Consider the following 20,673-nt stretch of genomic DNA (forward strand, 5'->3'; position numbering starts at 1 on the left):
AGCGGCGCACGGCGTCATCGCGCGTGTGCCCGACCCAGTCAGACGACGGCATGCCCAGGAGACAGCCATGCTCGTAACGAGAATCCGCAAGTCGCTATCGCGTTTGTATGTCCAGGTCCTGATCGGTATCGTTGCCGGCGTGATCGTGGGCCACTTCTATCCCGACATCGGCGCGCAATTGAAGCCGCTCGGCGACCTGTTCATCAAGCTGATCCGCATGGCGCTCGCGCCGATCATCTTCGCCTCGGTGGTGGTGGGCATCGCGCGCATGAACGACCTGCACGTGGCCGGGCGGGTCGGCGTGAAGGCGCTGCTCTATTTCGAGGTGGCCTCGACGTTTGCACTGCTGATCGGTCTGGTGGTGGTCAATGTCGTGAAGCCCGGCGCCGGCATGAACATCGATCCGGCGCAGCTCGACGCCGCCTCGATCGCCACCTACACCCACGCGGCGCAACAGCACGGCATGCTCGAATTCTTCATGAGCATCGTGCCGGGCAGCATCGTCGGCGCGTTCGCCAAGGGCGAAATCCTGCCGATCATCTTCTTCTCGGTGATCTTCGCGATCGCGCTGGCCAAGCTCGGCCCGCGCACCGCGCCGCTGGTCGACATGCTCGACATGTTCCTGCAGGGCATGTTCGGCGTGGTGCGGATCGTCATGGTGGCCGCGCCGATCGGTGCGTTCGGCGGCATGGCGTTCACCATCGGAAAATACGGCATCGGCACGCTGGCATCGTTCGGAGAACTGATGCTGTGCCTGTACCTCACCTCGATCCTGTTCGTCGCGCTGGGCCTCGGCCTCGTGATGCGGCTGTGCGGGCTGTCGCTCTGGAAATATCTCCGCTACATCAAGGACGAGCTGCTGATCACGCTCGGCACGGCCTCCACCGAGGCGGTGCTGCCGCAGATGCTGATGAAGATGGAGCGCCTGGGCTGCGCGCGGCCGGTGGTCGGCATGGTGCTGCCGACCGGCTATACGTTCAACGCGGACGGCACGGCGATCTACCTGACGATGGCCGCGCTGTTCGTCGCGCAGGCCATGAACATCCACCTGTCGCTCGGCGATCAGCTATTGGTGCTCGGCGTGCTGCTGCTGACCTCGAAGGGCTCGGCCGGGGTGGCCGGCGCGGGCTTCGTGGCGCTGGCCGCCACGCTGGCGACGATGCGGCAGATTCCCGTCACTGGGCTCGTGCTGCTGCTCGGCGTGGACCGTTTCCTGAACGAGGCGCGTGCCGTGACGAACCTGATCGGCAACGGCGTGGCGACGGTGGTGGTGGCGCGCTGGGAAGGCGCGCTCGATCTCGACCGGGCGCGCGCGGTGCTCGACCGGCGCTATCACGAGGAGCCCGAAGCATCGGCCGCCGAGCCGGGCGAAGCGGAAGCGGGGCGCGGCACGCCGGGTTTGCCGGCGGCGCATCACGGCGTGCATTGAGCGATGCCTCGCCGCGGCGCGGTCAGTGCGGCTTGCGGGCGAACGTGAAGCCGGTGCCGCCGCAGCACAGGCTGTCGCGCAGGAACACCTGGAAGGTCTTGCCGATCACGTCGTAGTTCACCGTCGCGAGCGCGACATCGTCGCCGTAGGCATTGAAGCTGCCCGACAGCGCGGGCAGCCAGTCGGGCCGGTCGCTGGCCAGCAGGTACAGATGCTCGTCGTGCACGGTGGCGGTGGGCGACAGGCCCTTGAGGTCGTCGGCCGCCGTGCCGCCGTGCGGCTTGCCGATGTCGTACTGCATGCCGGCGTCGCGGTACGGAATCGTCAGCACCGTCTTGCCGTCGACGTTCAGGCGCGTGGTGAGCGCGGCATCGACGGTGATCGTCATGCTGTCGAGGCGTTTGCGGTCCGCCGCCGTCAGCTTGACGGTGGAGAACTCGCGGCGCGCGTTCTCGATTCCCGAGACGTTCGACGTCCAGCCGCCTTTCACCCGCCAGGTATCCCACATGCTGTTGGCGCCGCCCGAGCCGCTGACGGTGTCGAGCGCATAGGTGCCGACCGCCTGTGTCAGCAGCTCGCGCTTCGAGCCGATCACGGTTTCGGCGGTTTGATGCGCGTTCACCGGCAGACGGCGCGCGCCGTCGGCCGAGGTCCAGGTGCCGTCGAACGTGCCGCCGTTCAGCTTGCCGGTGAACGTGCCGCTGCGCTTGCCCGAGGACGGCGTTTCGTCGAGTGTGAGGTTGCCCGCCGCGTCGATCTTGCCGTTCAGGTAGAGCTTGTTCTGCTTGCCCGCGTAGTGGTAGTTGCCGGTCAGCGTGCCGTCGACGTTCTTCAGATCCATCGTGAACGCGTAGCGGCCGCCGATATGGCCGGCCAGGGTCTTGTGGAAATACTGCGTGTCGGCGTGGGCCATCACGGAGAACGTGGCGGATGCGAGCAGGGCGGCGAGCGACGGGATCGGACGGAGCATGGCGGCAGGCGAAGGGAAGGAGCGGCGATTGTGACATGCGATGTGCGCCGTCGCGCCGCGCCGCTTCGCTTGCCGCTACCGGCTCGCGCTCATGCAGCGCTCACTGCGCCGCCACCTCGATCGTCGCCTCGCACCGGATCGGGAAATTGACCGAGTTCGCCACATAGCATTTTTCATGCGCCGCGTGATGCAGCGCATGCGCGCGTTCGGCATCGTCGCCGGCGCGGATCGTCACGCGCGGACGCAGCACGATTTCAGTGAAGCACCCTTGCTCGGGGCTGTCGAGCATCGTGCCTTCGGCGTCGTCCTCGTAGGCCAGCACGCGGATGCCGGCATCCGCGCACAAATGCAGATACCAGAGCTTGTGGCAGGCCGAGGCCGATGCGAGCAGCAGATCCTCCGGGTTCCAGCGCGCCGCGTCGCCGAGAAACGCCGCGTCGGCCGAGCCCGCGATCTCGGGCTTCGTGCCCGAGCGGATGGTGTGATCGCGGCCATAGTCGCGATAGCCCGAGGTGCCGCTGCCGCGATTGCCTGTCCACTGCACCGCCACGCGGTAATGGTGCTTGCCGTATGCCATCGAATCCTCCCGCCGGGTTGAAAAGCCATGGTGTCCGAATCGGCGTCATTGTGTCACCGGAATCCCATTTGGTATACCATTATTCCAAATTGAACCCGGAGCCAGGATGGAAGCGAAACTCGATTCGACCGCCGACGTGATCGCGGCGTCGCTGCGCGAACTGATCAACAGCGGCGAGCTGGCGAGCGGCGCGCGGCTGGTCGAGCGCGATCTGGCCGAGCGCTTCGGCATTAGCCGGATTCCGCTGCGCGAGGCCGTGCAGCAGCTCGAACACGAAGGGCTGGTGGAAAGTTTCCGCAATCGCGGCGCGGTAGTGCGCATGCTCGATGCGCACGACGTCGAGGAAATCTACGGGCTGCGCGTGCTGCTCGAAGGCGATGCGATCTTTCGCAGCGTCAAGCGCGCCGACGACGAAGCGCTGGCGCGTGCCGAGCTGGTGCACCGGCTGCTGGGCGAGGCCGGCAGCGCGCTGCGTCAGGGGGAGTTGAACCGCGAGTTCCACGAACTGCTGTATGCGGGCTGCGGCAACGGCCGCCAGTTGCAGGCGATCCGTGCACTGCGCGGCCAGGTCGAGCGCTACGAGCGCTTGCAGAACCGGCTGCTGGCCGAAACGCCGTCGTTCCAGGTGGAACACGAGGCGATTTTGCAGGCGTGCCGCGAGCGCAATGCGCGCGGCGCGCGCGCGATGACGGCTGCGCATCTCGAATCGGCCAAGGCGATCGTGTTGCGGGTGGTGGCGGCGTCCTGAACGCAGGCGGTAGCGAGTGAACAGGGCCGCCACCCGTTTCGTGCTGCGGGGTGATGGCGGTGTCCTGAACGCAGGCGGCTGCAAGCGAACGCAGCCGCCACCCGTTCATTCGACCGCCGCTTCCGTGGCGTCGCCCGAGCGCACCACGCGCGTGCGCATCATCGCGTTGCCGATCGCGCCGGCCGCCATGATCGCGGCGGTGGCGAAGAACGTCGAGCGCATGCCGTAATGGCCGCCGAAGTAGCCGCCCGCGAGCGGCCCGGCCACCTGCCCGACGTATTGCGACGAGGTGGAATAGCCGAGCATGGTGCCGGCCACGGCGGGCGGCGCGTTGTGGCGAATCACGCTGGCCACGCACGGCAGCAGGCCGCCGAGCGCGATGCCCATCGCGAAGCGCAACGCGACGAGCTGCCAGCCCTGCGTGACGAACGCCTGCGGAATCAGCAGCACGGCCGACGCCGCGAGGCAGCCGACGATCACGTTCCAATGGCCGATGCGGTCGGCCAGCTTGCCGAGCCGCGAGGCCGACAGGATGCTGCCGAGCGCCGCGCCCGACATCACGAGGCCGGCGACGAACGTGACCTGCTGCGCGGGCACCAGTTGCGCGACGTACACGGTGATGATCGGCTCGATCGACATGTTGGCCAGCATCAGCAGCGCGCCCGTGACGAGCATGGCCACCACCGGCCGTTTATCGGGCAGCGCGGCCCAGCCCGGCTTGTCGGCCGCGCCGCGCCCGGCCGCGGCGGGGCGGTCGCGCTTGATCAGGAACACGGTGGCGAGGAACGCCACGCCGATCGCCGCGCCGGAGAACTGGAACGTGGCGCGGATGCCGATCACCGACGGCAGCCAGCCGCCGAGCAGCGGGCCGGCGATGCTGCCGGCCATGATGCCGGACGACAGCACGCCGAGCGCCCAGCCGCAGCGCGCCTTCGGCGTTTGCGTGGCGACCAGCACGGTGGAGCCCGACGCATAGCCGCCCAGCAGCCCCACGGCCAGCCGCAACGCCACGAGCTGCCAGACGTCGTGCGCGATGCCCATCAGCGACATCACGATGGTCATGCCGAGGCTCGCGCGGATCAGCATCAGCTTGCGGCCGTAGCGGTCGGCGAGTCGGCCCCACAGTGGCGCGGTGAGCGCGGCTGTGAAGAACGTGGCGCCGTACGCCACGCCCGACCATTGGACGATCGCGGCCGGGTCGTGCACGCCGAGCTGCTCGACGTAGAGCGGCAGGAACGGCAGCAGCAGCGTCATCGAGACGATGGTGGTGAACGAGCCGAACACGCAGACGGCGAGATTGCGGCGCCAGTGCGCGTGGCCGTCTTCGGCGGGCGCCGGCGCGGCGGGGGAACGGAACGGCTCATCGCGGTGCCTCGGTATCGTGGGAGTCGGTGGACGTCGTGGCGGGCCGCCGCGGGTGGGCGGCGGCAACGCGCTGACGATCCTACGCCGCGTGGCGGCGCGCAAACAGACGTCCGGGGATACCGGTATCGGCACTACCTGCCTGCATGAAGGCGGGGTAGGGCCGACGAATGCAACGCGGGCCGCTTCAGTCGGCCATCTCCTCGTTCGCGCCGAGCAGCGCGGCGGCCACGCCGATCACGAACGGGGTGTCCTCGTCGTCGCTGCGCAGGTTGGCTTCGGCGTCGAGCGCTTCCTCGATGCCGCGCCGTGCGGCCAGCCGCGGCAGCGAGGCCAGCAGGGCCGGATCGTGGCGGGCGCGCAGGCCCGGATCGTTGAACGCACGCTCCTCGATGGCCAGCAGCATCGCCCAGCTCGGGCCGCGCAGCTCGCCGAACGGGCTGCCGCGACGCGGGCCGAACGCGCGGCGCGCGAGCGCGACGAGCACTTGCTGGAGATCCTGCGTGGCGCGATGGCGCAGGCGCAGCGATTCCATCTGCTCGAGTTCGTAATCGTCGACCAGCCAGTCGGAATCGGGGCGTGCGGCGGGTTGGCTGGCTTGGCTCAGGTCGGACATCGTCGTCATGAAAGCCCTCTTCGGGTGATCGGGTACTGTAAATATATACAGTCTTTTTGGCGCTTGCAATCGCGGACGCGATTTACCCGGCAAGCGTTGACGAAGATGGGGGCGGAGTCAGGCGTTCCGTGTGGCGCGCATTTCGCTGATGCGCGACCACATCCGTTCGATGCCGTGCACGTCGGGCCGCGCGCCGGTGCGCGGTTCGAAATCGGCGTCGTGCAGGAAGACCAGCAGGCCCTGGTGGTCGTAGACGATATCCACGAGCCAGACGAAGCGTTGCAGCACGGCGCGCGGCGTCTCGGCGTCGAGCGCGACGGCGTCGAGGATCAGCACGCGGTAGCGCGCGGCCAGGTCGAGGTAGTCGAGATGCGAGCGGGCTTGCGCGCAGAGCGCGTCGAAGTTGCACAGCAGCGTGTGCGTACCGGCCGCACGGGCCGCGAGCGGGCGGTTGGCGATCGGCACGATCGTGTCGCGCGCGGCGATCGCATCGCCGTGGCGGGCGAACAGCGCGGCGATGGTGGTGTCGTCGTGCGTGAATGCCGACGCAGCCGTTTCAGCCGCCGCCGCGCCCGCCGGCTCGCGCACGCGCCGGTAATCGACCGCGCCCTCGAACGGCAGCATCAGGCAGTGCGCGTTCAGCAGCGCGATGGTCGGCTCGAAGCGGTGGTGGAACTCGGGGTCGGGCAGCAGCCCGGCCGGCGGCTGGTTCGACGTGAACAGCAGATAGACGCGCCGCGCGATCGCCACCCGCAGCAGCGCGGCGAGGATCAGCGCGTCGGCGATGTCGTGCACGTGGAACTCGTCGAACCACAGCAGGCGGCTCTCGCCGAGCCATTGCGCGAGCACGTCCCCGAGCTTGTCGTCGGACGGCGGCGCGGCCACCAGCCGGCGGTTCACGTCGCGCAGGAATGCATGGAAATGGGTGCGCACGCGCGGGCCGGGCCACGCTTCATGGAACAGCGCGGCCAGCAGGCTCTTGCCGCGCCCCGGCGGGCCGTAGCAATACGCGCCGATGGTCGCCTCGGGCAGCCGGCCCGCGAGCAGCGCGTCGAGTTGCGCGGCGGCGGCCGACTGGTCGGCGTCGAGCGTCAGGCGGCGGCGGGCGAATTCGGCGGTGAGCCAGGCGGGCAGCGTCGGCATGAAGGTCGGCGGCCGCTCGGGCCGCACGCGTGTGGAAAACGGCCGACAGTCTGCCACAGCCGGCGCCGGCGAGGCCTGCTCGAAGCCACCGAAGCCACCGAAGCTTCCGCCGCCTCCGCCGTCCCCGAACCCTCCGGGCCTTGCTTACTCCACAGCCGCCGCCGCCGAAGCCCGCGCGCGCCCGTGCAGCCAGTTGATCGACGAGAACAGCGCGATCGCGAACACGATCAGCACGGTCGCCACGGCCAGGATCGACGGGTCGATCTGGTCGCGAATGCCGCTCCACATCTGGCGCGGCACGGTGCGCTGGTCGGGGCCGCCGATGAACAGGATCACGATCACCTCGTCGAACGAGGTGGCGAACGCGAACACGCCGCCGGTCGCCACGGCGGGCAGGATCAGCGGCAACGTCACGCGCCGGAACGTCACCCACGGCGGCGCACCGAGCCCGGCCGAGGCGCGCAGCAGGCTCTGGTCGAACGACAGCAGCGAGGCGGTCACGGTGATCACCACGAACGGCGTGCCGAGCGCCGCATGCGCGAGCACCACGCCGGTATAGGAATTGACCAGGCCGAGCGGCGCGAAGATCAGGTAGAAGCCGGCCGCCACCACCACGATCGGGATGATCATCGGCGAGATCAGCAACGGCATGATCAGCGAGCGCAGCGGAAAATTCTCGCGCGCCAGCCCGAGCGCGGCGAGCGTGCCCAGGCTGGTGGCGATCAGCGTCGAGACAATCCCGATGCCGATGCTGTTGGCGAACGCGCGCTGCCAGTCGGCGCTGCCGAAGGCCTGCGCGTACCAGCGCAGCGAGAAGCCCTCCATCGGGTACGAAAAGTAGGAGCCCGAATTGAACGAGAGCGGGATGATCACCAGGATCGGCGCGACCAGAAACGCCAGCACGAGCGCGCAATGCAGGCGCGTGCCGAGCTTCGCGAGTCGCACCGACGCAATGCTGTTGGTCAGTTGCACGAGGGGCCTCCGTGGGCGTTCAACCGAAGCGCAGCCGGTCGACGCCGACCAGCCGGTTGAAGATGAAATAGAACACCGCCGTGAAGATCACCAGGTAGGTCGACAGCGCGCCGGCCAGGCCCCAGTTCAGCAGGTCGTTGGTCTGCGAGGCGATCAACTGGCTGATCATCTCGTCGCCGGCCCCGCCGAGCAGCGCGGGCGTGATGTAGTAGCCGAGCGCCAGCACGAACACCAGGAAGCAGCCCGCGCCCACGCCGGGCAGCGTCTGCGGCATGTACACGCGCACGAACGCCACCACCGGATGCGCGCCGAGCGATTGCGCCGCGCGCAGGTAGATCGGCGGCACGCTTTTCATGACCGAATAGATCGCCAGGATCATGTAGGGCAGCAGCACGTGCGTCATGCCGATCAGCACGCCGGCGCGGTTGAAGATCAGTTGCAGCGGCGCGTCGATCAGATGCAGCGACAGCAGCACCTGATTGACCACGCCGCTCGGCTGCAGCAGCACGTACCAGGCGGTGGTGCGCACCAGCAGCGAAGTCCAGAACGGCACGATCACGAACAGCATCAGCCGGTTGCCCTGCTTCGGCGGCAGGTTCGCGAGCATCCACGCGACCGGGTAGGCGAGCAGCAGGCACAGCAGCGTGACGGTCGCGCTGATCGACACGGTGCGCAGGAACGCGGCGCGGTACACGGCGCTGTCGGCCGGTACGTGGGTGACGGCGCCCGACGGCGAGACCTGCGCGTCGATGCCGTTGAGCAGATAGTCGGGCGTCCAGGCGGAAGCGGCGCGCTTGAGCAGGCGCCAGGTCTCGGCTTGCCCCCAGCGTTCGTCGGCGTCGAGCAGCACCGGCTTCCATGCGGCAACCGTTTCGTTCTCCTTCACACGGCGCGCCGATTTCAGCAGCAGGCTGCGGAATTCCGGCTGATAGAAATTCATGCGCCGCGCCACTTCGCCGAGGCTGCCGCTCTCGGAGGCTGATTTCAACCCGGCCGCCAGCGCCGCGAAGGCCGGCTCGCCGGGCACGCCCTGGCCGTCCCAGCGGTCGAGCACCTGGGTGAGCGCGGGCATCGCGCGCGGCACCTCGGGGTTGCGCACGCCGCGCGCGAGCAGGATCGCGATCGGCGCGATGAAGGTGGCGAGCAGGAACACCAGCAGCGGCAGCGCGAGCAGCAGCGCCTGCAAGGCGGCCTTGCGGCGCGCCTGCCGGTATTTTTCGACGCGGCCGGCCGCGAGCGGGGCGCCGGCCGGTGTCATCGGCTGCGGGGATAGCTTCATGGTTGGGACTCCTGCGCGTCGCGCGACCAAACGAGACGAAATGGGACGAACCGCGACGCGCCGTGTTACATCGTCGGCAGAACCTCGCTTACTGCGTCAGCCAGACCTGGAAACGCTTGTTCAGCGCGTCGCCGTTGTCGGCCCAGAAGTTCGCGTCGATCTGCAGCGGGCGCTTGAAGTTGGCAGGCGCCGTCGGCATGTCGGCCAGCCGCTCCTTGTCGATCAGCGGCAGCGAATCCTTGCGCGGCGGCGCATAGGCGATGTACTTCGTCAGGTCCGCATAAGCCTTCGGCTGCGAGGAGAACACGATGAACTGCTTGGCCAGCGCCGCATGCTTGGCGCCCTTCGGCACCGCCCACCATTCGTAGTCGTACAACTGCGCGTCCCAGACGATCTTGAACGGCTTCTTGTCCTGATGCACGGCGCTGTCGATCCGGCCGTTGTAGGCCTGCACCATCGACACGGCGCCGTCCGCCAGCAACTGCGGCGCCTGCGCGCCGGCTTCCCACCAGACGATGCTCGACTTGATGGTGTCGAGTTTCTTGAACGCGCGATCGACGCCGGCCGGCGTGGCAAGCACCTTGTAGACATCCTTCGGCGCCACGCCGTCGGCGATCAGCGCCCATTCGAGCGTGACCTTCGGCGATTTGCGCAGGCCGCGCTTGCCGGGGAATTTCGTCAGGTCGAAGAAATCGGCGATGCTGGTCGGCGGCGTCTTCAGCTTGCTCGTGTCATAGGCATACACCGTCGACCACACCATCGCCGCGACCGCGCATTCGCGCAGCGAGCCGGGCAGGAAGTCGCTGGTCTTGCCGATCGTCTTGCTGTCGAACTTTTCGAGCAGGCCTTCGTCGCAGGCGTTGATCGCATCGTTGGTTTCCATGTCGATCAGATCCCAGGTCGGGTTCTTGGCCTGCTCCATCGCCTGCAGCTTGGCGAGGCCGCCGTCGTACGACTCGGTCGTGAACTGCGTGCCGGTCTTGGCCGTGAACGGCTCGAACCACGCGTGGCGCGCGGCCGATTCGTAGGCGCCGCCGAAGGTGACGACGGACAGCGTGTCGGCCGCGTGCGCCGGCACGGTGGCGAGCGCGGAAACGGCGGAAACGGCGACAGCGGCCGCCGCGGCGAGGCGGCTGCGGACAACGGTGCGTGTGGTTTTCATCAGTTGACTCCGGGAGCGAGGGGCAGGGCAGGGGAAGAAGACGGGGACGCGGCGGCGGCGTCGGCCACGGGCTGGCGCGGCGCGGCCGCGGCGGCCAGCACCTTGCAGTCGTCGCGGCGCCAGGCGATCGCGGCGGCGGAGCCGACCGGCGGCAGATCGACGAGCCGGGTGTTCGCCACCTTGACGACCAGCATCTGGCCGTCGGGCGTGCGCGCGTGAATCCGGTGGTGGTCGCCGCAATACACCACTTCGTGCACGTTCGCGAGCACCACGTTGGTATCGTCGGGCGGCGTGGCGAGCGTGGCCGCGTCGGCCAGCCGGGCGCGTTCGGGACGCAGCGCCAGCATCGCCGTGTCGCCGGCTTCGACGCCGCTGCCGCAGCGGCCGCGAATCGCGGTGCCGTCGGCCAGCGCAAGCGTGGCGAAGCCGCCGTCGATGGCGGCCACCCGGCCCGTCAGGCCGTTGTTCTCGCCGACGAAGTTCGCGACGAACGCGTTCTGGGCGTCTTCGTAGAGTTCGCTGGGCGAGGCGGCCTGCTGGATGCGGCCGTCGGAGAACACCGCGACGCGGTTCGACATCGTCAGCGCCTCGGCCTGATCGTGCGTGACGTAGACGATCGTCAGCGCCAGTTCGCGATGCAGCCGCATGATTTCGTACTGCATGGTTTCGCGCAGCCGCTTGTCGAGCGCGCCGAGCGGCTCGTCCATCAGCACCACGCTCGGCTCGAACACCAGCGCGCGCGCCAGCGCCACGCGCTGCTGCTGGCCGCCCGACAATTGCGCGGGCCGGCGCGCGGCCAGATGCGACAGCTCCACCATTTCGAGCGCGCGCAGCGTGCGCGCCTTCTGCTCGGCGCGGCCGACCTTGCGCACCGACAGCGGAAACGCCACGTTCTCCGCGATCGTCATGTGCGGAAACAGCGCGTAGTTCTGGAACACCATGCCGATGTCGCGCTGATGCGGCAGCTTGTCGTCGAGGCGGCGGCCGTCGAGCAGGATCGAGCCGTCGGTCGGCGTCTCGAAGCCGGCGAGCATCATCAGCGTGGTGGTCTTGCCGGAGCCGGACGGCCCGAGCAGCGCGACGAATTCGCCGCGCGCGATGTCGAGATCGAGCCCGTCCACCACGGATTGCAGGCCGTCGTAGGACTTGCTGACGCCGACGAACGAAATATAGGGTTGGCTGGCCATCGTCTGACTGTGAGGGCTGGACGGCCTCGCTTGCGCGCGGCCGGGGTTCATCGGGACGTCGTGTTTGCGGTGCCGCCGCTTCAGGCGGCCACGCGCGAGGCGAGGTAACGCGCGAAGTCGTAGTTCGGCCGTTCGAGGTGGCTCAGGTGGCCCGGCGCCGCGAGCGGTGCATGAACGCCGCGGAACACCGCTTCCACGCCGCGCCGGTCCTCGGCGTTCACTTCATCGAGCAGGGCCTTCAGCGTCGCCATGTATTCGCCGGCCTTCGGGTCGGCGATGAATTCCGGCGCGAGCCCGCCGCCGAAGCGGATCTGCACGCGATCCACGCCGAGCGGCTGCAACACCAGGTACCAGAAATAGCCGGGCGTCAGCGTGATCAGGTGGGTCGGGTAGATCGCCAGCAGCGCGGTGGTCTTGCGCCAGTGGCCTTCGAGCCGCGTGTTGTCGGGATGCGCGTTGCCGATCGGCAACGACGCTTCCTTGGTGATCCAGTGGTAGTTGAAGGCCGGCAGCCCCGGCGGACATTCCATTTCCTCGAGCTTCGAATGCGGCCCCACCGTGGCCCGATGCAGCATCGGCAGGTGGTAGCTCTCCATGAAGTTTTCCGCGAGGATCTTCCAGTTGGTGTCCCAGGTGTGCTCCTCGTAGAAGGTCTCGACGTAGGCGCTCATGTCGTAGTCGGCCACCAGCGCGTCGAGTTCCTTCAACTGCTCGGCCACGGCCGGCGCGTCGGCGTTCAGCGTCAGGTAGATCCAGCCCTGCCAGACCTCGCAGCGCACCGCCGGCAGCCGGTATTGATCCTTGCAGAAGCCGGGCTGGCGATCCATCAGCGGCGCGCCGCGCAGCGCGCCGTCGAGGTCGTAGTTCCAGGCGTGATAGGGGCAGACGATACGGCGCGTGTTGCCGCGCCCTTCGAGCAGCACCGACATCCGGTGCAGGCAGACGTTCGACATCGCGCGCAGCGTGCCGTCCTCGCCCCGCAGCACCGCCACCGGCTGGCCGCCGATGTCGGCCGTCAGATAGTCGCCCGGGTTCGGCAGCGCGCCGGCGCGGCCCACGCAGAGCCAGTCGTGACGGAAGATGGCTTCCTGCTCGCGGTCGAGAAAGGCCGGCGAGGTGTAGACGGCGGGCGGCATCGCGCGTGCGTCGCCGAACTCGCGCTCGCAGTTCGCGCGCAGGTTCCGGACGATCTCGTCGAGGCTGGACGGGCCGGGGGCGGGCGTGGTGCGGTTCATCTGACCTCCGAAGCGGCTGCGGCGCTATGCAATGGTCACGAATCTAACAAGTCAAATTGACAGCCAAAATATTCTTTTTGGATGTAACAGCCAGTTTTTTCCTATGCAGCGACGGGCACCTGGCCATGCAATTCGGGAATGCATTGTTCGCAGAACTGAGCGAAGCGCGTGATCAGCTGGCGCGGCTTCATGCTGCGCGACATGGCGATGCCGAGCGTGGTCGCCATCACGGTATCGCGGAAGGGACGGATCACGAAGGTGGCGCCGTCGACGGTGCTGGTCGAGCGCAGCGGAAAGTTCAGGATGCTGAAGCCGAGCCCGTTCGCCACCATCCCGCGCACCACTTCGGGTTGCGCCGAGCGGTAGGTCGGCACCGGGCGGCGGCCCAGCGGATCGAACAGCGCGGCGAAATACTCGCGGCTGTGCGGCAGGTCGAGCTGCACATAGGGCTCGTCGAGCAGGTCCGCCAGCGCGACCTGCCGGCCGCGCGCGAGCCGGTGCTGCGGCGGCAGCAGCGCATAGGGCGGCAGCGAGACGACCGGCGTGAAGGCGATGTCGTCGGTCAGATCGAGGCTGTAGGTCAGCGCGATGTCGAGCGTGCCGTCGGCCAGCGCGTTCAGCAGATCGTCCTGATGCGCCTCCGAGGTGCGAAAGCCGATGCCCGCGTTGTCGGCCACGAAGCGGCTCATGATCGCCGGCAGCACCGGCGGCGCGAGCGACACCAGGCAGCCGAGCGAAATGGTGCCCGACATGCCGCCATCCATCTCGCGCGCGGTGGTTTGCAGTTCCTCGGCATTCTTTAGAAGATTGCGCGCCTGCCCGAGCATGTCGCGGCCGGCGGGCGTCAGCGACAGGCCGCTCGCATGGTGGCGGATGAACAACTGCACGCCGAACGAGGCTTCGAGCTCGGCGATCGAGGTGGAGATCGACGGTTGCGAAATATGCAGTTGCCGTGCGGCGGCCGTAAACGACAGCATTTCGGCTGTCACGACGAAATAGCGCAACTGGCGCAGCGAATACCGCAACGAGATGGTTTCCATGACGCCGGCTCCGGTCGGACCACGATCTACGGGAAGAGGGTGCGCCGACCGTGCGGCGACAGCGTCATTCTGCATAGCCAAAAACCATGCGGTGCATATTTGAAATGTGTTTTCGTCCGGGAAGGCCGCGACGTACATTTTTTCGCGAGGCGGCCGGCATGACGGGCGGGCCGGTTCAGCCCACGAACGGAAACGCCTGTTCGGGCAGCGGGTCGCCATGCCTGAGCGTGGCCGCCAGTTCCGGATAGGGCGGCGAGGTTTCGCCGCCGCGCTCGACATACACGGCGTCGTCGCCGAGCCAGCGCCACGACACCACGCGCCGCGAGCGCTGCGACGACGCGTTGCCGGGTGCGCCGTGCACGGTATGGAAATCGAATGCGATCGCGTCGCCCGGCTCCAGATCCCAGCCGAGGATCGTGTAGGCGTCCCGATTGCCGTCGATGTCGGGCATCGGTTCGAGCCGCGCCGAATCGTGGTCGTAATCGACGCCGCTGAACTTGCGCGGCCGGAACAGCTTGCCCCAGCGGTGCGAGCCGGCGACGAACTCGACGCAGGTGTCGCGCGGCACCGGGTCGAGCGGAATCCACAGGCTGACCGACTGCGCGGCGCTCACACAGTAATACGGTTCGTCGTGATGCCAGGGCGTGATGCGCTCGGAACCGGCTTCCTTGACGAGCACGTGCTCATGGAAGATCCGCGCGCGGCGCGAGCCCATCAACGCGCGCGCCACGGCCGCCGCCGGGCCGGCCTCGACGAAGCGGCGGAACGGCGCGATGCGCTGCCAGTTGCAGTAATCGCCGAAGAAGCGGCCGTGCTCCCGGCCCGGCGAATAGTTGCGGAAATACGGGCCGGGCTCGCGCTCGTTCTGCGCGACGCCGTCGCGCAGCGTGTCGATCCAGTCGGAGAAGGCGCCGCGCACCACCACGGCGCCGTCGCGCGCAAAGGCCTGTCGGGTTTCATCGGTCAGCATGGGGTCGCTCCACAAGCGGGAAGGTGATCGGTGAGGCTGATCGTGGCACGGAACATTCGGGAGAAACGACGATGAAATTTATCCGCGATGACGAAGAAAATCATGGCTTGCCGATCGACGCCGCGGCCGGGCCCTGGGTGGCGGCCGGCGCCAAGTTCACGCTGCGCCAGCTCCGCTACTTCGTGGCGGCGGTCGAGCATGGCGGCGCCGCGCAGGCGTCGCGGCGGCTGTTCATCGCACAGCCGTCGATCGCCAGCGCGATTCGCGGGCTGGAGGAACGCTTCGGCGTGCAGCTGTGCATCCGCCATCACGCGCAGGGCATCACGCTGACGCCGGCCGGCGAGCGCTTTCATCGCGACGCGGTGGCGCTGCTGCGCAGCGTGCACGCGTTCGAGCAGAACGCGCTGGCCGGGCACGAACTGGCGGGCGGCGAGATCAGCGTGGCCTGCTACGAGCCGATGGCGCCGTGGCTGCTGCCGCGTTTGATCACCGGGTTTCGCGCGCGGCATCCGGGCGTGCGGTTCCGGATCGGCGACGGCGAACAGCCCGAGCTTGTCGAGGCCTTGCGCAAGGGCCGCTACGATCTCGCGATCGTCTACGATCAGGCGCTCGGCGACGATCTCGCGCGCACCCCGTTGCGCGCGAGCGGGCGGCCCTACGTGCTGCTCGCGGCCGATCATCCGCTCGCCGCCTGCCCCATGCTGACGCTCGCGCAACTGTGCGACGTGCCGATGATCCTGCTCGACGTCGAGCCGAGCCGCCGCTATTTCCTCGGCCTGTTCGAGGCGGCGGGGCTCGCGCCGACGGTGGCGTTCGCCTCGCCGTCGATCGAGATGGTGCGCGGCCTGGTCGGGCACGGCGCGGGCTTCGCGCTGCTCGTCACGCGTCCGGCCGCCGACCTCACCTACGACGGCCGGCGCGTGGTGGCCCGGCCGCTGGCCGGGCGTCTCGCGTCCACCACGATCGTGGCCGCGACGCTGGCCGGCGCGCCGCCCACGCCGCTCACGCAGGCCTTCATCGAGTACTGCGCGCAGGCGCTGGCCGGGCATGACGACGCGCCGCAAGGCGAGGGCGCCGCGCTGGCGAGCGTCGAGGCTGCATAGCCAAAAGCTTGCGCCTACATCGAAAAACCATATTTTTCTCGCGATATTGGCCGAATAAATTGGTCTCGCGGTCGACACGGGCCGGTGCCGGCGCACCGTGCCGCGGCCTTCGTCCAATTCATTCGGAGAGCGTCTCATGTTTCGTTTCAGTCATTGGAAATCGCTGTTGCTCGCGCTGACGCTGAGCGCCGGCGCCGTCGCCGCGCATGCCGACGATCTGCTGGCCCGCGTGAAGCAGCACGGCGAGCTGGTGGTCGGCACCGAGATGCAGTTCGCGCCGTTCGATTTTCTCGAGAACGGTCAGCAAGCCGGGTTCAACAAGGATCTGTTCGCCGAGGTCGGCAAGCTGATGGCCGTGAAGGTGCGCTTCGTCGATCTGCCGTGGGAGAGCGTGCTGCCGGGGCTCGACGCCGGCAAGTTCGACATGGTGGCGGGGCCGCTGACGGTGACCAAGGCGCGCATGGGCCGCTACGCGTTCACGCTGCCGATCGCCGACGGCACCGACGCGCTGCTCAAGCGCGCGGGTGACGGCAGCCTCGAGCAGTCCTCCGATATCGCCGGCAAGGTGGTGGGCGCGGGCAAGGGCAGCGCGCAGCTCGATCAGTTGAAGGCCTACGTGGCGACGCTGCCGAAACCGCCGACCGTGCGCGAGTACGTCGACAACAACCAGGCCTACGCGGATCTCGCCGCCGGGCGTCTCGCGGCCGTCGCGAATTCGCTGACCAACGTCGCCTATGTCGCCAAGCAGCGCCCGGCGATGTTCGCGGTGGTGCAGCCGGCCTTCGGCGCGAAGGTCTACTTCGCCTACTGCATGCGCAAGGATGCCGACAGCGCGCCGCTGAACGCCGCCTTCAACGCGGCGCTCGTCACGCTGAACCGGAACGGCACGCTCGCGGCGCTGCAGAAGAAGTGGTTCGGGGTGGCGGTGGACCTGCCCTCGACGATGCCGGCGCCGAGCTTCTGAGCGCGACGGGCGGGCCGCCATGTTCAGCCTGACCACCTTCCTCGCGGGGCTGCCGCTGCTGGCGCATGCGGCCCTGATGACGCTCGGCGTGTCGGCCGCCGGCCTCGTGCTCGGCTTCCTCATCGGGCTGGCCGTCTGCTGCGCGCGGCTCGCGCCGTGGGCCGCGCTGCGGATCGCGGGCACGGTATACGTGCGTGTTTTCCGTGGCGTGCCGTTGCTCGTGCAACTGTTGCTGGTGTTCTATCTGCTGCCGTTCGTCGGCATCAATGTGTCGCCGGGCGTGGCGGCGGTCAGCGCCGTCTCGCTGTGCGCGGCGTCCTACGTGGCCGAGATCCTGCGCGGCGGCTTCGAAAACCTGCCGTCGGGGCAGATCGAGGTCGCGCGCATGCTCGGCATGTCGGCCGCCGATCGTCTCTGGCGCATCCAGGTGCCGCAGGTGGTGCGTCTCACGCTGCCTTCGCTGACCAACGAGATGGTGCTGCTGATCAAGGCGTCCTCGCTGATTTCGGTGGTCGGCGTGGCCGAGATCACGCGCACCGCGCAGAACATCGCCGCGAGCACCTATCAGCCGCTGGAGGCCTATGCGGCCGCCGGCCTGATCTATTTCATCCTGTGCGGCGCGCTCGCGCTGGTCGCGCATGGCGCCGAGCGGCGCCTGCGCGCCGGCTGAACGCCGCGTCACGCCACCCCACGCCACGGAGGCTCGCGCATGTCGACGTTCGACCCCGCCGTCATCACCCACAACCTGCCGCAGATCGGCGGCGGCCTCGCGATCACGGTGGGCGCGTGGATCGCGAGCGTCGCGATCGGCCTGGCGCTCGGCTTCGCGGCGGCGCTCGCGCAGCAGCTCGGCGGGCGCGGCGCACGTGCCGCGATTCGTGTGTACATCGAATTGTTTCGCGGCACGCCGTTCCTCGTGCAACTGTTCCTGCTGTACTACGGCGGCCCGGCCTTCGGGCTCACGCTCGATCCGCTGCCGGCCGGCATCGCGAGCCTTGCGCTGTACGCGGGTGCGTATTTCACCGAGGCGTTCCGCTCGGGGTTCGCCGCGATTCCGCCAGGGCACCTGGAGGCCGCGGCCTGCCTGGGCCTGACGCGCTGGCAGGCGATCGTGCGGATTCAGTTGCCGCAGATGCTCGCGCTGATCCTGCCGGCGCTGACCAACCTGACGATCGTGCTGAGCAAGGAGACGGCGGTGCTGTCGATCGTCACGGTGCCCGAGCTGACCTTCGTGCTGACCGGCATCGGTTCGGCGAGCTTCGCGTTCGTCGAGACGCTGCTCGCGCTGTCGGTCTGTTATCTGTTGCTGGTCGAACTCGCGACGTGGGCCGGTGCGCTCGCCGAGCGGCGTATCGGCCGGATGTTCGCCTGACCCCGGAGGCACGCATGCGCGTACCCGATGATTCTTCTCCACCCGACGCAGCCGCGCCGCCGATCGCCGTCGACGGCCTGTACAAGCGCTTCGGCCACACCGACGTGCTGCGCGGCGTGGATCTGCGCATCGCGAAATCGGAAGTGGTCTGCATCGTCGGGCCGTCCGGTTCCGGCAAGAGCACGCTGCTGCGCTGCCTGGCCGGGCTCGAAACCTATGACCACGGCGCGGTGCGGATCGAGGGCGAGCTGCTCGGCTACACCGAACGCGACGGCGCGCGTGCCCGCGCCTCGCAGGCCGAGATCAACCGTGTGCGCCGCAACGTCGGGATGGTGTTCCAGCAGTTCAACCTGTGGCCGCACATGAGCGCGCTCGGCAACGTGCAGGAGGCGTTGCTGCGCGTGCGGCGCCTGTCGCGCGACGAGGCCGCGCGCCGCGCCGCCGCGATGCTCGAGATGGTCGGGCTGTCGCATCGTGCCGACGCGCGCCCGTCGAAGATGTCGGGCGGCCAGCAGCAGCGCGTGGCGATCGCGCGCGCGCTGGCGATGGAGCCGACCATCATGCTGTTCGACGAGCCGACTTCGGCGCTCGATCCCGAACTGGTGGGCGAGGTGCTGCAGGTGATGAAGCAGCTCGCGCGCGACGGCATGACGATGGCCGTCGTCACGCACGAGATGGGCTTCGCCGCGCAGATGGCCGACACCGTCGTGTTCATCGACCAGGGGCGCATCGCCGCGCAGGGCAATCCGCGCGAATTGTTCCGCCGCTCGGAGAACCCGCGGCTGCGCCAGTTCCTGCAGAACTACGTCGATCGCAATGCGTTCTGGTCCGGCGACGAGGCGGCGCCCGCTGTTGCGGCGGTTGCCGATGGCGCCTGAACAGCGCGGCGCCGGCTTCGGCGATTCCTCCGTTTGCCCCGATTTTCCCGATTTCACCGAGCCCCCCGTCATGACCGAAACCCAGCTCCGTATCGATCTCGCCGCCGCGTTCCGCTGCTTCGCCCGCCTGGGCATGCACGAGGCGGTGGCCAATCATTTCAGCGTCGCCGTCTCGGGCGACGGCCGCCGCTTCCTGATGAACCGCAAATGGCAGCATTTTTCGCGGATCAAGGCCAGCGACCTGGTGCTGCTCGACGCGGACGATCCGTCCTGCGTGGCCGACGGCAGCGTCGATCCCACGGCCTGGGCGATCCACGGCCAGTTGCACCAGCGGCTGCCGCAGGTGCGGGTGGCGATGCACCTGCATCCGATCTACGCCACCGCGATCGCGACGCTCGCCGATCCGACCATCCTGCCGATCGAGCAGAACACCGCGCGCTATTTCCGGCGCGTCGCGCTCGATACCTCGTTCTCGGGCATGGCCGATTCCGACGACGAGGGCGCGCGCCTGGTCGCGATGCTCGACGGCAAGTCGCGGCTGATGATGGGCAATCACGGCGTGCTGGTCACGGCCGAGACGATCGGCGAGGCGTTCGATGACCTGTACACGCTCGAACGCGCCTGCCAGATCCTCGTGAACGCCTATGCGACCGGCCGCCCGATCAACGTGCTGTCGGATGCGGTGGCGGAGCGCACGGCGCGCGACTGGGAAGGCATCCGCGATTTCTCGATCGCGCATTTCGAGGAGATGAAGAAGATCCTCGACGACGAATCGCCGTCCTACCGCGATTGAGGGCGACGGGCGAGGGGGCGAGAGGGCGGCCAGCGGACGTCGGGACGGAGACGGTGGCGGGCGCTGCAGGCCGGCGGCGATTCCGGTAGTGTTGCGGTCAACTGTGCGACGGCCATCCGGCCGCCGCCGATCTCATCGCCACCCGTCACCGTCATCCTTGCCAGGAGCTTCCGTGTCCGCCTCCGACGATTCCTACCACTATTACGAACCCGCCTCGGGCCACGGCCTCCCGCACGATCCGTTCAACGCGATCGTCGGGCCGCGCCCGATCGGCTGGATCTCCAGCGTCGACGCCGAGGGCCGCCCGAATCTCGCGCCGTACAGCTTCTTCAACGGCTTCAACTACCGCCCGCCGATCGTCGGCTTCGCCAGCCTCGGCTGGAAGGACAGCGTCGCCAATATCGACGCGACCGGCGAGTTCGTCTGGAACCTGACCACCCGCGCGCTCGTCGAGCAGATGAACATCAGCTGCGCGCCGCTGCCGCGCGGCGTGAGCGAGGCCGACGTGGCGCGGCTCGAACTGGCGCCGTCGCAGCGGGTGCGGGCGCCGCGCGTGGCGGCCAGCCCGGTGCATTTCGAATGCCGCAAGACGCAGATCGTGCGCCTGGCCGATGCGGCCGGCGGCGAGCTGGGCACCTGGCTGGTGCTGGGCGAGGTGGTGGCCGTGCATATCCGCCGCGAGCTGCTGCGCGACGGCGTGTATCGCACCGCCGAGGCACGGCCGGTGCTGCGCGCGGGCGGGCCGGGCGACTACGCGGTGATCGAGCCGGCCTCGATGTTCGAGCTGCTGCGCCCGCAGTCGCCCGAGGAAGCCGAGCAGATGGGCCAGGCGTTCGGGCACAGCGGCAATTGAGCGGCAACTGAGCGGGCGTG

The 20,673-nt window shown here is 68.6% G+C and carries 21 protein-coding genes; 9 read left to right on the top strand and 12 right to left on the bottom strand.

Features of this window, described 5'->3' with window-relative positions; all coding sequences use genetic code 11:
* Positions 1-67: 67 nt before the first annotated feature.
* Entirely contained in the window at positions 68-1,429 is a 1,362-nt protein-coding gene (gene dctA / locus AB4850_RS18695) for a C4-dicarboxylate transporter DctA (protein ID WP_414444497.1), read from the top strand.
* Between the two features lie 22 nt (positions 1,430-1,451).
* On the opposite strand, the gene AB4850_RS18700 is transcribed toward dctA, so the two are convergent.
* Both AB4850_RS18700 and AB4850_RS18705 read right to left on the bottom strand, forming a co-directional pair.
* Positions 1,452-2,399, bottom strand: a complete 948-nt coding sequence (locus tag AB4850_RS18700; protein WP_414444498.1) for a hypothetical protein — start codon at positions 2,397-2,399, stop codon at positions 1,452-1,454.
* 100 nt (positions 2,400-2,499) lie between these two features.
* Complete coding sequence (locus AB4850_RS18705) at positions 2,500-2,976, bottom strand: OsmC family protein (protein WP_414444499.1); 477 nt, start codon at positions 2,974-2,976, stop codon at positions 2,500-2,502.
* A 106-nt stretch (positions 2,977-3,082) separates the two neighbouring features.
* Here AB4850_RS18705 and AB4850_RS18710 point away from each other — a divergent pair, with 106 nt between their 5' ends.
* Positions 3,083-3,724 carry a GntR family transcriptional regulator gene (locus AB4850_RS18710; RefSeq protein ID WP_414444500.1) on the top strand — a complete coding sequence of 214 codons (642 nt, stop codon included), beginning with the start codon at positions 3,083-3,085 and terminating at the stop codon, positions 3,722-3,724.
* A 105-nt stretch (positions 3,725-3,829) separates the two neighbouring features.
* Here the strand turns inward: AB4850_RS18710 and AB4850_RS18715 are convergent, their stop codons facing one another.
* The 10 genes from AB4850_RS18715 to AB4850_RS18760 all read right to left on the bottom strand — a co-directional run bounded on the left by AB4850_RS18715 (position 3,830) and on the right by AB4850_RS18760 (position 14,690).
* Complete coding sequence (locus tag AB4850_RS18715; protein ID WP_414444501.1) at positions 3,830-5,008, bottom strand: MFS transporter; 1,179 nt, start codon at positions 5,006-5,008, stop codon at positions 3,830-3,832.
* Between the two features lie 265 nt (positions 5,009-5,273).
* Entirely contained in the window at positions 5,274-5,711 is a 438-nt protein-coding gene (locus AB4850_RS18720; protein WP_414444502.1) for a hypothetical protein, read from the bottom strand.
* A 108-nt stretch (positions 5,712-5,819) separates the two neighbouring features.
* The gene (gene zapE / locus AB4850_RS18725; protein WP_414444503.1) at positions 5,820-6,845 is read right to left on the bottom strand and encodes a cell division protein ZapE; all 1,026 of its coding nucleotides are present in this window, start codon (positions 6,843-6,845) and stop codon (positions 5,820-5,822) included.
* Between the two features lie 144 nt (positions 6,846-6,989).
* Positions 6,990-7,817 (bottom strand): ABC transporter permease, encoded by an 828-nt coding sequence (locus tag AB4850_RS18730; RefSeq protein WP_414444504.1) that lies wholly within the window; start codon positions 7,815-7,817, stop codon positions 6,990-6,992.
* Positions 7,818-7,836: 19 nt separating this feature from the next.
* Positions 7,837-9,096 (bottom strand): ABC transporter permease, encoded by a 1,260-nt coding sequence (locus tag AB4850_RS18735; protein ID WP_414444505.1) that lies wholly within the window; start codon positions 9,094-9,096, stop codon positions 7,837-7,839.
* An 88-nt stretch (positions 9,097-9,184) separates the two neighbouring features.
* Positions 9,185-10,258 carry an ABC transporter substrate-binding protein gene (locus AB4850_RS18740; protein ID WP_414444506.1) on the bottom strand — a complete coding sequence of 358 codons (1,074 nt, stop codon included), beginning with the start codon at positions 10,256-10,258 and terminating at the stop codon, positions 9,185-9,187.
* The gene (locus tag AB4850_RS18745; RefSeq protein ID WP_414444507.1) at positions 10,258-11,445 is read right to left on the bottom strand and encodes an ABC transporter ATP-binding protein; all 1,188 of its coding nucleotides are present in this window, start codon (positions 11,443-11,445) and stop codon (positions 10,258-10,260) included. Before AB4850_RS18745 ends, AB4850_RS18740 begins: the two co-directional genes overlap by 1 nt.
* A gap of 80 nt (positions 11,446-11,525) precedes the next feature.
* Positions 11,526-12,680, bottom strand: a complete 1,155-nt coding sequence (locus AB4850_RS18750) for an aromatic ring-hydroxylating oxygenase subunit alpha (RefSeq protein WP_414444508.1) — start codon at positions 12,678-12,680, stop codon at positions 11,526-11,528.
* Between the two features lie 101 nt (positions 12,681-12,781).
* Positions 12,782-13,720, bottom strand: a complete 939-nt coding sequence (locus AB4850_RS18755; RefSeq protein WP_414444509.1) for a LysR family transcriptional regulator — start codon at positions 13,718-13,720, stop codon at positions 12,782-12,784.
* A gap of 175 nt (positions 13,721-13,895) precedes the next feature.
* A complete protein-coding gene (locus AB4850_RS18760; RefSeq protein WP_414444510.1) occupies positions 13,896-14,690 on the bottom strand; it encodes a phytanoyl-CoA dioxygenase family protein in 795 nt (264 codons plus the stop codon).
* A gap of 71 nt (positions 14,691-14,761) precedes the next feature.
* Between AB4850_RS18760 and AB4850_RS18765 the strand changes: the two genes are divergently transcribed.
* From AB4850_RS18765 to AB4850_RS18795, 7 genes are all read left to right on the top strand, one after another.
* Positions 14,762-15,793 carry a LysR family transcriptional regulator gene (locus tag AB4850_RS18765; protein WP_414444511.1) on the top strand — a complete coding sequence of 344 codons (1,032 nt, stop codon included), beginning with the start codon at positions 14,762-14,764 and terminating at the stop codon, positions 15,791-15,793.
* 136 nt (positions 15,794-15,929) lie between these two features.
* Entirely contained in the window at positions 15,930-16,757 is an 828-nt protein-coding gene (locus AB4850_RS18770; RefSeq protein WP_414444512.1) for a transporter substrate-binding domain-containing protein, read from the top strand.
* 19 nt (positions 16,758-16,776) lie between these two features.
* Positions 16,777-17,427 (top strand): amino acid ABC transporter permease, encoded by a 651-nt coding sequence (locus AB4850_RS18775; protein WP_414444513.1) that lies wholly within the window; start codon positions 16,777-16,779, stop codon positions 17,425-17,427.
* A 39-nt stretch (positions 17,428-17,466) separates the two neighbouring features.
* Positions 17,467-18,129, top strand: coding sequence for an amino acid ABC transporter permease (locus AB4850_RS18780; RefSeq protein WP_414444514.1), 663 nt, complete (start codon positions 17,467-17,469; stop codon positions 18,127-18,129).
* A gap of 14 nt (positions 18,130-18,143) precedes the next feature.
* Positions 18,144-19,007: an amino acid ABC transporter ATP-binding protein gene (locus AB4850_RS18785; RefSeq protein WP_414444515.1), complete on the top strand. Its 864-nt coding sequence runs from the start codon at positions 18,144-18,146 to the stop codon at positions 19,005-19,007.
* Positions 19,008-19,077: 70 nt separating this feature from the next.
* Entirely contained in the window at positions 19,078-19,800 is a 723-nt protein-coding gene (locus tag AB4850_RS18790; protein WP_414444516.1) for a class II aldolase and adducin N-terminal domain-containing protein, read from the top strand.
* A 172-nt stretch (positions 19,801-19,972) separates the two neighbouring features.
* Positions 19,973-20,653: a flavin reductase family protein gene (locus AB4850_RS18795; RefSeq protein ID WP_414444517.1), complete on the top strand. Its 681-nt coding sequence runs from the start codon at positions 19,973-19,975 to the stop codon at positions 20,651-20,653.
* Positions 20,654-20,673: the final 20 nt, after the last annotated feature.

Source organism: Burkholderia sp. 22PA0106 (assembly GCF_047497155.1).
Taxonomy (GTDB): domain Bacteria; phylum Pseudomonadota; class Gammaproteobacteria; order Burkholderiales; family Burkholderiaceae; genus Burkholderia.

What these genes read in the sequence shown, in the direction of transcription:
- dctA (WP_414444497.1), top strand. Translation starts at nt 68, where the DNA reads ATGCTCGTAACGAGAATCCGCAAGTCGCTATCGCGTTTGTATGTCCAG.
- AB4850_RS18700 (WP_414444498.1), bottom strand. Translation starts at nt 2,399, where the DNA reads ATGCTCCGTCCGATCCCGTCGCTCGCCGCCCTGCTCGCATCCGCCACG.
- AB4850_RS18705 (WP_414444499.1), bottom strand. Translation starts at nt 2,976, where the DNA reads ATGGCATACGGCAAGCACCATTACCGCGTGGCGGTGCAGTGGACAGGC.
- AB4850_RS18710 (WP_414444500.1), top strand. Translation starts at nt 3,083, where the DNA reads ATGGAAGCGAAACTCGATTCGACCGCCGACGTGATCGCGGCGTCGCTG.
- AB4850_RS18720 (WP_414444502.1), bottom strand. Translation starts at nt 5,711, where the DNA reads ATGACGACGATGTCCGACCTGAGCCAAGCCAGCCAACCCGCCGCACGC.
- zapE (WP_414444503.1), bottom strand. Translation starts at nt 6,845, where the DNA reads ATGCCGACGCTGCCCGCCTGGCTCACCGCCGAATTCGCCCGCCGCCGC.
- AB4850_RS18735 (WP_414444505.1), bottom strand. Translation starts at nt 9,096, where the DNA reads ATGAAGCTATCCCCGCAGCCGATGACACCGGCCGGCGCCCCGCTCGCG.
- AB4850_RS18740 (WP_414444506.1), bottom strand. Translation starts at nt 10,258, where the DNA reads ATGAAAACCACACGCACCGTTGTCCGCAGCCGCCTCGCCGCGGCGGCC.
- AB4850_RS18745 (WP_414444507.1), bottom strand. Translation starts at nt 11,445, where the DNA reads ATGGCCAGCCAACCCTATATTTCGTTCGTCGGCGTCAGCAAGTCCTAC.
- AB4850_RS18750 (WP_414444508.1), bottom strand. Translation starts at nt 12,680, where the DNA reads ATGAACCGCACCACGCCCGCCCCCGGCCCGTCCAGCCTCGACGAGATC.
- AB4850_RS18755 (WP_414444509.1), bottom strand. Translation starts at nt 13,720, where the DNA reads ATGGAAACCATCTCGTTGCGGTATTCGCTGCGCCAGTTGCGCTATTTC.
- AB4850_RS18760 (WP_414444510.1), bottom strand. Translation starts at nt 14,690, where the DNA reads ATGCTGACCGATGAAACCCGACAGGCCTTTGCGCGCGACGGCGCCGTG.
- AB4850_RS18765 (WP_414444511.1), top strand. Translation starts at nt 14,762, where the DNA reads ATGAAATTTATCCGCGATGACGAAGAAAATCATGGCTTGCCGATCGAC.
- AB4850_RS18770 (WP_414444512.1), top strand. Translation starts at nt 15,930, where the DNA reads ATGTTTCGTTTCAGTCATTGGAAATCGCTGTTGCTCGCGCTGACGCTG.
- AB4850_RS18775 (WP_414444513.1), top strand. Translation starts at nt 16,777, where the DNA reads ATGTTCAGCCTGACCACCTTCCTCGCGGGGCTGCCGCTGCTGGCGCAT.
- AB4850_RS18780 (WP_414444514.1), top strand. Translation starts at nt 17,467, where the DNA reads ATGTCGACGTTCGACCCCGCCGTCATCACCCACAACCTGCCGCAGATC.
- AB4850_RS18785 (WP_414444515.1), top strand. Translation starts at nt 18,144, where the DNA reads ATGCGCGTACCCGATGATTCTTCTCCACCCGACGCAGCCGCGCCGCCG.
- AB4850_RS18790 (WP_414444516.1), top strand. Translation starts at nt 19,078, where the DNA reads ATGACCGAAACCCAGCTCCGTATCGATCTCGCCGCCGCGTTCCGCTGC.